This window comes from Vibrio sp. HM8-C, assembly GCF_058630515.1.
Genome location: NZ_JBMMKS010000014.1, coordinates 88,190 through 100,685 on the forward strand (window position 1 = coordinate 88,190; position 12,496 = coordinate 100,685).

The 12,496-nt window shown below is 41.9% G+C and carries 11 protein-coding genes and 1 riboswitch; of the genes, 5 read left to right on the forward strand and 6 right to left on the reverse strand.

Features of this window, described 5'->3' with window-relative positions:
* Nucleotides 1–36 precede the first annotated feature (36 nt).
* The 3 genes from ACOSVQ_RS15805 to ACOSVQ_RS15815 all read right to left on the reverse strand — a co-directional run bounded on the left by ACOSVQ_RS15805 (nucleotide 37) and on the right by ACOSVQ_RS15815 (nucleotide 3,192).
* The gene (locus tag ACOSVQ_RS15805; protein WP_491983463.1) at nucleotides 37–588 is read right to left on the reverse strand and encodes a gamma-glutamylcyclotransferase family protein; all 552 of its coding nucleotides are present in this window, start codon (nucleotides 586–588) and stop codon (nucleotides 37–39) included.
* Between the two features lie 108 nt (nucleotides 589–696).
* Nucleotides 697–1,635 carry a zinc transporter ZntB gene (locus ACOSVQ_RS15810; protein ID WP_491983464.1) on the reverse strand — a complete coding sequence of 313 codons (939 nt, stop codon included), beginning with the start codon at nucleotides 1,633–1,635 and terminating at the stop codon, nucleotides 697–699.
* A gap of 105 nt (nucleotides 1,636–1,740) precedes the next feature.
* Nucleotides 1,741–3,192 (reverse strand): RimK family ATP-grasp domain-containing protein, encoded by a 1,452-nt coding sequence (locus tag ACOSVQ_RS15815; RefSeq protein WP_491983465.1) that lies wholly within the window; start codon nucleotides 3,190–3,192, stop codon nucleotides 1,741–1,743.
* 476 nt (nucleotides 3,193–3,668) lie between these two features.
* On the opposite strand from ACOSVQ_RS15815, the gene ACOSVQ_RS15820 reads away from it, so the two are divergent.
* Nucleotides 3,669–4,763, forward strand: coding sequence for a GNAT family N-acetyltransferase/peptidase C39 family protein (locus tag ACOSVQ_RS15820; RefSeq protein WP_165310400.1), 1,095 nt, complete (start codon nucleotides 3,669–3,671; stop codon nucleotides 4,761–4,763).
* Nucleotides 4,764–4,867: 104 nt separating this feature from the next.
* Here the strand turns inward: ACOSVQ_RS15820 and ACOSVQ_RS15825 are convergent, their stop codons facing one another.
* Nucleotides 4,868–5,875 (reverse strand): adenosine deaminase, encoded by a 1,008-nt coding sequence (locus ACOSVQ_RS15825; RefSeq protein WP_491983466.1) that lies wholly within the window; start codon nucleotides 5,873–5,875, stop codon nucleotides 4,868–4,870.
* Between the two features lie 114 nt (nucleotides 5,876–5,989).
* Nucleotides 5,990–6,089: riboswitch (purine riboswitch) on the reverse strand.
* A gap of 222 nt (nucleotides 6,090–6,311) precedes the next feature.
* On the reverse strand, nucleotides 6,312–7,457 hold the full coding sequence (locus tag ACOSVQ_RS15830) for a Na/Pi symporter (protein ID WP_491983467.1): 1,146 nt from the start codon (nucleotides 7,455–7,457) through the stop codon (nucleotides 6,312–6,314).
* 398 nt (nucleotides 7,458–7,855) lie between these two features.
* Between ACOSVQ_RS15830 and nhaR the strand changes: the two genes are divergently transcribed.
* The gene (nhaR, locus tag ACOSVQ_RS15835) at nucleotides 7,856–8,746 is read left to right on the forward strand and encodes a transcriptional activator NhaR (protein WP_491983468.1); all 891 of its coding nucleotides are present in this window, start codon (nucleotides 7,856–7,858) and stop codon (nucleotides 8,744–8,746) included.
* A 257-nt stretch (nucleotides 8,747–9,003) separates the two neighbouring features.
* Complete coding sequence (locus tag ACOSVQ_RS15840) at nucleotides 9,004–9,297, forward strand: ArsR/SmtB family transcription factor (RefSeq protein ID WP_491983469.1); 294 nt, start codon at nucleotides 9,004–9,006, stop codon at nucleotides 9,295–9,297.
* A 98-nt stretch (nucleotides 9,298–9,395) separates the two neighbouring features.
* Here the strand turns inward: ACOSVQ_RS15840 and rpsT are convergent, their stop codons facing one another.
* Nucleotides 9,396–9,656, reverse strand: coding sequence for a 30S ribosomal protein S20 (rpsT, locus tag ACOSVQ_RS15845; RefSeq protein WP_491983470.1), 261 nt, complete (start codon nucleotides 9,654–9,656; stop codon nucleotides 9,396–9,398).
* Nucleotides 9,657–9,915: 259 nt separating this feature from the next.
* Here rpsT and murJ point away from each other — a divergent pair, with 259 nt between their 5' ends.
* Both murJ and ribF read left to right on the forward strand, forming a co-directional pair.
* Entirely contained in the window at nucleotides 9,916–11,478 is a 1,563-nt protein-coding gene (gene murJ, locus ACOSVQ_RS15850) for a murein biosynthesis integral membrane protein MurJ (RefSeq protein ID WP_491983471.1), read from the forward strand.
* A gap of 71 nt (nucleotides 11,479–11,549) precedes the next feature.
* Entirely contained in the window at nucleotides 11,550–12,485 is a 936-nt protein-coding gene (ribF, locus tag ACOSVQ_RS15855) for a bifunctional riboflavin kinase/FAD synthetase (RefSeq protein ID WP_491983472.1), read from the forward strand.
* The last annotated feature ends 11 nt before the right edge of the window (nucleotides 12,486–12,496 follow it).

Sequence of the window (12,496 nt, forward strand, 5' to 3'; positions counted from 1 at the left end):
GCTCCTCCTATCCGAAAATAGAAGGAGAAACGGTATTTAACGAACGCTGGCAATCAGATTATCAATCAAAGCATGCTTAGATTGGCAAACTCCAGCAAGTCTCACATAGATGGGGTTATGGCGGTCATTAATCAGTGGATGATGCCAACCTAAAGTATGTTCAACAAAGTGTTTGGCAAAAGCTTCGGAGACTTCTAAGCAACCACAAATCACCGTATCCACATAGCTTTGTACTATCGGACTTTTTTCACAGGGTTGAAGATGTTGCTCGGTGACATAGACCCAAATTGGCTTGCTTGGGTCGAACTCATGGTCTGTTTCAATCTGATTTGGCTGAAGAGAAACACGTTGATAACCACTTTCACGACGGTCAAATTCAACCAGTGCAGAATCATCAATTTCTAATAGCACGCCGTTGACTTGACCTTCTCCTGAATTCACAACAAGAGGCGAGATGGTGTAGCTATCATCTATTTTTCCCCATGAGCGAACCAAACCGTGTGCAATAACAGGAATGGCTTTTCCCGTTTGTCCAGTCAGTTGTCTAGAGTGTGAATTCATTAGGCTTCCGTAGCCAAAAATATACATGTACTCATCCTATTTGAATCTGTAACTGCGTTGACTGCATTCATTCACCCTAATTACATAGTGTCCTATGTTCCTAGGGCAGAATTCATTTATTGCTTGTGACTAGTATTAATTTTTCGAGAAAAACTGTAGGCGTTTTAGTATCCAAAACTCTACAGCGAATATTCCTACTAATCCGAAGCAGAATAGAGCAAAGGCAATAGGGGATTCGGTTCCCGGAATGCCTCCTACGTTAACACCTAATAGACCGGTTAAAAAGCTGGTCGGTAAGAAGATAGCGGCAATCACAGAGAACAGATAAGTGTTCTGGTTCATCTTTTCTGCGTGGTATTGGCGCAACTCACCCTTAATGATATCTAACTCGCTGAGGAAAAAGTCGAGTGTTTCATTAATGCGGGTAATGGTGTTTACGCTGTGGCGTAAGCGCATATTCTTGAAGTTAGCCAACGGTACATCTGAAGATAAATAGTCATCAATCGCGTATTGCTGAGGTTTGATGAAGCGTTTGATTTTGAGCAGCGCTTTGTGAGTATCCATTAATTCATCACTTAGCTCTAACTCGCTGTCAAAAGCTTCAATTTTGTCTTCAACGGAATTGAGGTAATTATCGATATTTTTGTTTAGCCCATCGATGATGTTCAAAACCAGGTCTGCAATGGTTTTTGGACCTTGCCCCTCACGTAAAGACTCGCGGATCGCATTGATCGTTTTAGATGGGATCTTGCGAGTAGAGATCAGCACACCTTGATAATACAGTATGCGGACACTGAGCATATCTGCGGGATCTGCGTTTTCATTAAGGTTGACACCTCTTAGAATCAGCAAGAAATTCTGTTCGTCGTATTGTTCAAATAAAGGACGTGTATCTTCTGCCAACAAGCTATCGACAATCGATGCGGGAATAGCATTTTCGATAAGCCATTCACGAACGCCCAGCACATCTCGTTGGCAATGATACCAATGGTGTGCTTGTAGCTGGGCCTGCTTCTCCGTTACCTGAGTTGCTTGTTGTCCTGAAAACTGCCATTGGTCTATTAAAAAATCCATAGTGTTCCTTTTGAAACTTTTATTTCTGCAAAGCGACGTCTTTTGTATGAATAAGTCTCTTATACAAAATAGCCCAAGATGACCTTGGGCTATTGACGAGTTTGGTTAGAAGCCGCGCATTTGGATTCGGCGCAGGAACTCTGTCATGACTCGGTCGTATAGCAAGTCTCCCAAGAAAGCATCCTCTACGTGATGGTCAATACTTGGGTTGTCGTTAACTTCAATAACATAAACTTGACCGTCAATCTCTTTTAAGTCAACACCGTACAAGCCGCTACCGATAAGGTTGGCTGCTTTAACCGCTACATCCACGACATTTTTCGGTACTTGTTTTAAATCTAGAGTTTCAAAACCACCAGAAGAAACTCGTCCGCTATTGTGGTGTTGATAAATCTGCCAGTGACCGCGACTCATCATGTATTTACAAGCGAAGATAGGTTGGCGGTTCATCACACCAATACGCCAGTCAAAATCAGTCGGCATAAAGGCTTGAGCCAAAATAAGCGCGCTCTTTTCAAACAGTGCTGAAGCTTCTTTTTGTAACTCTTCTTCAGTGCGAACTTTCACAACGCCACGAGAGAATGCACCATCTGGAATCTTCAGTACCATTGGCAGTTCAAGTTGAGAAAGCAGATTTTCTTTCCAGTCTTCATCGAAGCTTTTCACAATCACACCTTTCGGTGCAGGAACGTTGTTGCGTTGTAGAAGCTCTGTTAAAAAGACCTTATTGGTACATTTCATTATGGATTCAGAATCGTCCATGACCACCAAGCCCATCTTTTCTGCGGTTTTTGCAAAGCGATAGGTGTAGTTGCTGATATTGGTGGTTGCGCGAATGAACAAGCCATCAAACTCGCCTAAGCGTGATAAGTCATCCGGTGAAATCGTTTCTAAGTTCATACCTAGACGGTTTGCTGCTCTTGCAAAACGTTTGAGAGCTGATGCATCTGAAGGAGGCATTTTTTCTTCAGCATCCACTAACATCGCCACATCGTAGCGGTATTTTTTCTCTTGCTTAGGTTTACGCCAAACCTTAGTTGAGAACATTTCCAGAGACTCAATGAAGAAGTCTTGTTCTTGATCTTCTAAATCTTGGAATGGGAATGGTGCAATACGGCTAATTTGCCATTGTCCTTGGTACTTGTGCATTTTCAGCTCAATTACAGGCACCATAAATTGTTCGAACAGGCGACGAGCAAGCTTATCTAGCCCCGGCTCTGGTGTACGACCGAAGTAGATTTTACATTGAATAGAATCGGTGTTTTTGCACAGCTTATTGAGTTTTAATAAGCCAGAAGAAAGCAGAAATGGCTGGTTGATATCGTTAATTGCCATTACGCGCGGAATAACGCGATGCCCACGAGCTTCTGCCATTAAAGAACAGTAATAGCCGTTGCTCATGTAATCATAATCACGACACAAATTGACCACTTGAACGCTGCGGAAGTTGTTTTTCCAGTCTGCATCAAGGTATTGGGCGACGCTGACAACTTGTTCTGAAGGGAAGTATTGTTGCCAGTCACTTGCTTGGTCAGTCACGATTAAAAGATTTGCCATATTATTTTGATTCCTATTGCTAGAGTCTATATAAGCTAAAGTTAGATTCCCGCTTCACAGTAAACAGCTTTACTGCTCATCACTCCCAACGGTTCAATACGATCAAGTGTAGACAATCGTTTGAAGGTTATTGTTCATTACCTAGCTGCATGCTTAGTTGCTTTGGGTGTATTATTGAGTTGCAATCTATTAGGGGCTGCTGGCCTTTCAATATTGCATTTTGTTCGAGTTAAAAACGTTTTAATCGAGGCGTAAGTTAGGAAGCTTAGTCATTCTAAGAGACTAACTTACAACGAAGAGTAAAGCGTTTTTAACCGAACCCTTTGGGCAGTTTTTGTAAGCCCTTTCTACTGCGTTATCGCTTATTTATGTAGATGACTACATTGCATAAGCGCTGCCTTGTATAAAGAGCGTACAAAATACTGCAAAAACAATCTTGAATGGCCAACAGCCCCTACACCACTTAAGGACATCGTATGGACTTTCGTCTTGCGAAAAGTACTGATCTCTCTGCGCTTAATGCGTTAGAACAACAGCTATTTGACGGAGATAAGATCTCTCCACGTCAAATGAAGCGTTTTTTACACTCCAACCAAGCTGTCATTTTTGTGGCAGATTCGGGTGAGGAACTGGCTGGTTATGCATTGCTACTATTTCATCAAGGTACACAGCTATCAAGATTGTATTCAATTGCCGTTAAACCCGATTTCAGAGGACGGAGAATTGCTCAAAATTTGGTTGAGCAATGTGAGCGTGCAGCTCTTGATCAAGGCTCTACTACATTAAGGCTAGAAGTCCGTGAAGACAATACGGCAGCAATAAATTTATATGAAAAAATGGGTTATAAAACCCTGAAATTATTGATCCATTATTACGATGATTTATGTAATGGTCGTCGTCTACAAAAGCGCCTTATGCCTCATGGTCCAAAAGTGCAGTTACCTATGCCGTTGTATGTTCAAACAACGCCTTTTACTTGCGGTGCTGCTTGTTTATTAATGAGCTTTTCCTACCTTGATAAAACCTTTGAGCCTTCTCGAATTCAGGAGATGCAACTGTGGCGTGAAGCAACGACCATTTTCATGGCTGCTGGACATGGTGGTTGTAGCGGGCATGGGTTAGCACTTGCTGCGACTCGTCGAGGTTTCCATGTTGAACTATGGAGCCAGTCTAAGAGCACCCCGTTCATCGATAGTGTTCGTGATGCCAATAAGAAAGCTGTGATTGAATTGGTTCATCAGGATTTCTGTCAGCAGTTGGAAACACAAGATGTGACGACTATTGATGCTCCACCAAGCCAAGAACAGTTGGAAGAGTGGGTAAGACAAGGCGCATGTGTACTGCTTCTTATCAGTACTTATCGTTTTGATGGCAAGAAAGAACCACATTGGATTGTATTGAGCGGTATGAGTGAGAAGTTTTTCTTTTTTCATGACCCACATGCTGAAGGCGAAGAACACGCAATTGCGTCAGCGTTTGTGCCATTAGGTAAAAAGGCACTCTGCCAGATCTTAGGTTTTGGTAAACAGAAACATACCGCTTGTGTGGTGATTACCCCTAAAGTGTCTTAATTTATTAGTTTTTGCCTCTCTCGGTTCTTTTGGAATCAGAGAGGCAAATTGCCTTCGTAACTCTATACGTATGTAAGTAAACGTATGTAAGTAAACGTATGTAACTAAACGTATTGAGCCAAGTATGCGTTGGTTTGTTCAGTCATACGCGCTTTTTCCTGATCAGAAATGAAACTTGCTTCAATCGCATTCAAGGTGAATTGCGCTAATTCTTGGTATGACATCGGGTGAGAATCCGCAACCGCGTTGAAGTTATCAGCCATATATCCACCAAAATAAGCAGGGTCATCAGAGTTGATGGTTACACAAAGCCCCTGACGTAGCAGTTGCACTATGTTGTGTTGCTCCATTTGCTGAAAAACTTTCAGTTTCAAGTTGGAAAGAGGGCATACCGTCAACGGCATACGAGTTTGTTTCAGTTCTTCCACTAATGCGGCGTCTTCAACACAACGCACACCGTGGTCGATACGTTGTACACCCAAAAGGTCGATGGCATTACGAATATTGAGTGCCGGACCTTCTTCACCTGCGTGTGCGACAGTAATGAATCCCGCGTTTCTCGCTTCACGGAAAACATTCACAAACTTCTCTGGTGGATGACCTTGCTCTGATGAATCTAACCCGACACCAATGATTTTATCTTTGAATGGTAATGCCTGAAGCAAGGTTTCCATTGCTGCTGGTTCGCTCAGATGACGTAAGAAACACATAATGATTTGACTCGAAATACCCAGTTCTTGCTGCGCTTTTTCCAAAGCTTTACTGATACCAGTAATTACTGTTTCGAACGCAATACCACGATCAGTATGGGTTTGCGGGTCAAAGAAAATCTCAGTATGGATAACGTTATCTTGCTTGCAATGAAGCATATATGCCCAAGTTAGATCAAAGAAATCTTGCTCGTGAATCAGAACGTTAGCACCCTGATAATAGATATCGAGAAATGACTGTAGATTGGAAAACTGATAAGCAGCATGCACCTCTTCTGGCGAAGAGAAAGGAATATCAATGTTGTTACGTTTTGCCAGTTCAAACATCAACTCAGGTTCAAGAGAACCTTCAATGTGCAAATGCAGCTCGACTTTCGGAAGTTTTTGAATAAATGGTTTCATATATGCTCTTAATCCTCATGTGATTAATCGCTTTTCATTTTGAGTGGTGTTTTACCTTTATTACCTTTTTAGGTACGTGGGGTAAATGGAGCCCATACAAAGAGAAAGCGACAACCTATTCGCTTAACTCTTCGTAATCAGAATTTTACGGATTCTGGTAGAGACCCCCACACCGTATCAGTGGGGTTATACGAAGCAACTTATACTATTTTTATTTCTTCAGTTGGCTGTGCTCGCTGCCAGCATACACTGTTTAACAGCATCCACTATCGTCAAAAATAAAAATAAGAAACTTTAAACAAATGATAACGCAATTATTTGTAATTGCCACTTTTAACAATAAGTCGAGCGTGATAGCAATTAGCAAAGCTTGTGCTCAAATTTCAGGTATAAAAAAAGCTCCCCTATAAGGAGAGCTTTCTAAAGTCATTTGTGTTTAAGACAGAGCAAGAATCACACTTGGGATAACGATGAATACTGAGAGCAAGTATCCAGCCACTACAGCTTTGCTTTTCACCGCCATGTCTGAAATGTAATCTGCGCCTTTCAGTGGTATTTCACGTAGGAATGGGACACCATAAATTAATAGAGTCGCAAGCACGTTAAATGATAGATGTACTAGAGCAATCTGAAGTGCGAATACTGCAAATTCACCTGAAACCGCTGTTGCTGCCAGTAGAGCTGTAATACAGGTACCGATGTTTGCGCCAAGTGTGAATGGGTAAACATCACGTACTTTTAATACGCCTGAACCTACAAGCGGAACCATCAAGCTTGTTGTAGTCGATGAAGACTGAACCAATACAGTTACAACAGTACCAGAAGCAATACCGTGTAGTGGGCCACGTCCAATCGCGTGTTGCAGAATATCACGTGCACGACCAACCATTAGGCTCTTCATTAGTTTACCAATCACAGTAATCGCTACGAAAATTGTTGCGATACCTAGTACTACTAGAGCAATACCACCAAACATATCACCAAGAATAGCCAGTTGGTGTTTTAGTGCGCCAACTACAGGACTGGTGATTGGTTTAATGAAGTTCAGACCTTTCATGCTCATATCACCGCCAGCAAGGAATGGTGATACTAACCAGTGAGAAATTTTCTCTAGCAGGCCAAACATGATCTCTAAAGGCAGGAAGATACAAACTGCAAGCAAGTTGAAAAAGTCATGAATAGTTGCACTTGCGAATGCGCGTTTGAACTCTTCTTTATTACGGATATGACCAAGGCTAACAATTGTATTGGTCACTGTGGTACCAATGTTTGCGCCCATTACCATAGGAATAGCAGTTTCGATAGGTAAACCACCGGCAACCAGACCTACGATGATAGAGGTTACTGTGCTTGAAGATTGGATCAGTGCCGTTGCAACTAAGCCAATCATTAGTCCAGCGATAGGGTGGGAAGCGAACTCAAAAAGAACTTTTGCTTGTTCCGCGGCTGCCCATTTGAAGCCATCGCCTACCATTGTTACAGCAAGTAATAGCAAATAAATCATGAAAGCCAAGTTTGTCCAGCGAAGCGCGCGAGTCGTTGACGAAATCGGAGCCGCTGTAGAAGCTGCTTGGTTTATCATTGTTTTCTCCATTGACCTTATTAACTACTTTGGGTCTGTTGTTGAATCTGTCGGCGATAGTAGAGAACGAATATTTCAGTAATATGACAGTTCTGTAATAAATCGATATTTTTATTAATTAGATTCAAGTTGGAGGTGTGTGATTAATAACAGTTTGTTTTATCTATTTGAAATTTAATGATTATTTTCATTTATTTAGAAGCGTAGATTTGATTATTCTGTCTAGGGTTTTCTGATATTTACAGATGAAAAGATGACGTTTATGTCATAAATAAATTTAAAATCATCGGAAATATCGTGGTTTACCTATTTATGTTTCGTCTTTTTCGAGTTTGTTGATTGTGGGCTACCGTTTGAGATAACCTTATCGATTATTTGACTACCGAGTTCCCAGCACTATGTCACATCTTAACTATAACCATCTCTATTACTTCTGGATGGTCTGCAAGCAAGGCTCTGTTACCAAAGCTGCTGATGCTTTGTTCTTAACACCACAAACGGTAACGGGGCAGATCAAAGCTTTTGAAGAACGTATGGATGGCAAGCTGACCAAGCGAAATGGCAGAAGCATTGAACCAACCGAACTCGGGCAGCTAGTTTTTAAGTATGCAGATCGTATGTTTGGCTTGAGTTACGAAATGTTGGATATCGTTAACTACAGCCAACGTTCAAACGTGTTGTTTGACGTGGGGGTTGCCGATGCACTTTCCAAAAGATTGGTCAGTAAAATCTTGATGACTACAATTCCTGAAAATAACAGCATTCATCTGCGTTGCTTTGAATCGACACACGAGCTTTTACTTGAACAGCTATCACAACACAAGCTGGACATGATTCTTTCAGACTGTCCTGTGGATTCCAGTCAAAGCCCAGGTTTGTATAGCAAAAAGCTAGGTGAAAGCCATATGGGTTTCTTCGCAAGAAATCATCTGGGTAAAGTTTCATTTCCTGCTGTTTTAGAAGAACGTAAGTTGCTAATGCCGGGAAGTCGCACATCAATGGGAAGAAAAGTGCGCCAGTGGTTCGATCACCAAGGTATCCAGCCAAATATTTTGGGTGAGTTTGATGATTCGGCCCTAATGAAAGCTTTTGCTCGTTACCATCCAGAAGCAATTTTCCTAGCGCCGTTGCTATATGTCACGGAAGTGGCTGATGATTCTTCATTGCAGCTGATTGCTCCTATCGAAGAAGTAAAAGAAGAGTATTACGTTATCTTTGCTGAACGTATGATTCAGCATCCTGCAGTTAAAAATATTTGTGACGCAGATTTTACTAAATTGTTTGAATGAGACTTATGTCATTATTTACAGTTGGATTAACTTCACACAATTTGATAAAAAGAACAATTATTACACAGTGCTAATTAATTCGAGCAGTAATAACGATGCAAGTTATGAATCGATAAGAATTCAGATGCGTCGCAGAAATAACATTAACAGATATTACCAAAACACTTTACCCCGCTAATATGCCGCATAACTAGTTGAATTAGTTAATCATGTCGACTTAAAGAGCGTTTAGAAGTTGTTCCTAGGGGACTTAATTCATGAATTTAGAAGAAATGGAAAAGAATTCCGCTCAAGCTGTTGTTCTATTGAAAGCAATGGCGAATGAAAGGCGTTTACAAATTCTTTGCTTGTTGCACAACAATGAGTTGTCGGTTGGAGAGTTATGCGGAAAACTCGAGCTAAGCCAATCAGCACTATCGCAGCATTTAGCATGGTTGAGACGTGACGGGTTAGTGAATACTCGTAAATCTGCTCAAACAGTCTTTTATACGTTAAGTAGCGATGAAGTGAAGAAGATGATTGAACTACTGCACGGTTTGTACTGCAGCTGATTCTAAAATTGTAAGACGATAACGTTCAGATATAAAAAGCAGATATAAAAAAACCGGCAGAAGCCGGTTTTTTTCATCGCTGATAATTCAAGCCAGAATTATAGAGCTTTGATAGCTGCAGCGAAGCGAGACTTATGACGAGCTGCTTTATTCTTGTGAATAAGGCCTTTAGTCGCCATGCGGTCTAGGATTGGTGTAACTACAGCGAAAGCAGCAGTTGCAGTTTCTTTGTCGCCTGCTTGGATAGCAGCAACAGTTTTCTTCATGTAAGTGCGCATCATAGAACGACGGCTAGCATTGTGCTGGCGACGTTTCTCAGCTTGGATAGCGCGCTTCTTAGCAGATTGACTATTTGCCAAGGGTCTAACTCCCAAAAACTTTTCGTTAGGTAACATTTTAAGGGCAAGGAATATCCCCTATTTGCTCTAAAATGTCAAATGATTTGTGCAAAAACCCACCTGCACCAAACAAGTTTGGTATAAAAAGGTCTTCGCGGTTAAGATGGCGTGGATTCTAACAGTATTTTTTTTTCAATGCTAATACTTATCTGCACTCTGGATGACATTCTTTTCATTCAGGGGGCAACTATGTTGTTTTAGCTTGTTTTTCGAGGTTATCGTGAGCAAACGCTTACTCAAGTCTGGCATGATTGTCAGTGCTATGACACTTATCTCCCGCGTACTGGGATTAGTACGAGATATCGTAGTTGCAAATCTTATGGGAGCAGGGGCTAGCGCAGACGTTTTCTTCTTCGCCAACCGTATTCCTAACTTTTTACGTCGCTTATTCGCAGAAGGGGCGTTCTCTCAAGCCTTTGTTCCGGTTCTGACGGAATATCACGCTTCTGGTGATAAAGAAAAAACGCGAGACTTGATAGCCAAAGCGTCAGGTACACTGGGCGTCTTAGTTTCTATAGTGACACTGCTTGGCATTGTGTTCTCCGGCGTTGTTACTGCTGTGTTTGGTGCGGGGTGGTTTCTTGACTGGATTAATGATGGTCCGGCAGCGCCAAAATTTGAGTTGGCGAGTCTGCTTCTCAAAATTACCTTTCCTTATTTATGGTTCATTACCTTTGTAGCCTTATCTGGTGCCATATTAAATACCCTCGGAAAGTTCGCGGTGTCCTCTTTCACGCCGGTATTTCTCAATGTAATGATGATCCTTTCGGCTTGGTACATTTCACCAAATTTGGAACAGCCAGAGATTGGTTTAGCAATAGGTGTATTTTTAGGTGGTTTAGCTCAGTTTTTATTTCAACTGCCTTTTTTGATCAAAGCTGGAGCGTTAGTTAAGCCGAAATGGGGTTGGAAAGATCCTGGTGTGGTTAAAATTCGCACTCTAATGATTCCTGCGCTGTTTGGTGTATCGGTTAGCCAAATTAACTTGTTATTTGATTCGTTTGTTGCCAGTTTCCTACAAACCGGCTCAATCAGTTGGCTTTATTACTCTGATCGTTTGTTGGAGTTTCCACTTGGTTTGTTTGGCATTGCTATCGCAACCGTAATTTTGCCTGCGCTATCACGTAAACACGTTGATGCGCACAGTGAAGGCTTTGCACATACGATGGATTGGGGCGTGCGCATGGTGACCTTATTAGGTATTCCCGCCATGCTTGGTTTGATGGTGCTAGCCAAGCCTATGTTGATGGTGCTTTTCATGCGAGGAGAGTTTTCTCCTAGTGATGTTGAGCAAGCTTCTATGTCGCTATTGGCGTATGCATCAGGTCTGTTGAATTTTATGTTAATAAAAGTACTCGCGCCCGGTTACTACTCTCGCCAAGATACCAAAACTCCGGTTCGTTACGGCATTATCGCGATGGTGAGCAACATGGTATTCAATGCTATTTTTGCTTGGTTTTATGGCTTCGTTGGGTTAGCGGCAGCTACTGCATTGTCAGCTTTCATTAATATGGCTCTGCTTTATAACGGCTTGCATAAACAGGGCGTGTATCAGCTTTCGCGTAAAACCGTGCTGTTCTTCGTGCGATTAATAGTCGCTGGTGGCGCTATGGTTGCGGCGATTTTATGGCAGTTAGAAGACATGTCTGTTTGGTTGGAGTGGAGCTTCCATCACCGTGCACTAATGCTGGCTGCGCTTATCGGTTTAGGTGCGATTGTTTATTTGATAACCGCATTGCTTCTGGGCTTACGCCTAAAGGATTTAAAAGCGGCGACAGAATAATGTTAATTAGGGTATAATCCGCCAGTTTCGCACCAATATAACTGAGAACTATAGGTTTTAAACGTATTCCAATGGAATTAATACGCGGTATTCATAACATCAAACCACAACATAATGGTTGTGTGTTGACGATTGGTAATTTTGACGGTGTTCATTTAGGACATCAGCAAGTTCTTCAGAAAGTCTCTGAACAAGCAAAGTTGCTGAATTTACCTTCGGTCGTAATGACATTTGAACCGCAGCCTATGGAGCTTTTCTTAAAAGACAAAGCGCCAGCTCGGTTAACTCGCCTGAGAGATAAGTTTGTTCAATTGAGTAAACTCAATATTGATAGGCTGTTGTGTGTGAATTTCAACCATCATTTTGCCAGCTTAGAGGCGGACACTTTTATCCGTGACTTGTTGGTAAAACGTTTGGGTGTTAAGTTTCTGGTTGTTGGTGACGATTTTTGTTTTGGCCGTGAGCGCAAAGGTAGTTTTGCTATGCTCAAAGAGGCTGGACAAAAGTTCGGTTTTGAAGTCGTCAGCACAGAAAGTTTCTGCTTAGAAAAGCTTCGCGTGAGTAGTACGGCGATCAGAGAATCGTTGGCCGAAAACGATCTGATGGGAACATCAGAAATGCTAGGAAGAGACTATAGTATCAGCGGTCGAGTTTCCCATGGTCGAAAACTGGGTCGTACTATTGGTTTTCCTACGGCAAATATTCCACTAAAGCGCTGTGTTTCACCTGTGTCTGGTGTGTATGTTGTCAAAGCTTATGGGCTAGGTGAGCAACCTATTGGTGGCGTTGCAAATATCGGTCAGCGACCAACTGTAAACGGTGTTCGTCAGCAGCTAGAAGTGCACTTATTTGACTTCCAAGGCAATTTATATGGAAAGCAGCTAGAAGTTGCACTTTTGCATAAGCTAAGAGATGAAAAAAAGTTTGAGTCATTTGATGCGCTTAAACAACAAATAGAATTGGATGCTGAAGCGGCTAGGGTGTGGTTGCTTCAGTTTAAGAATTAGCCAGTTGATTC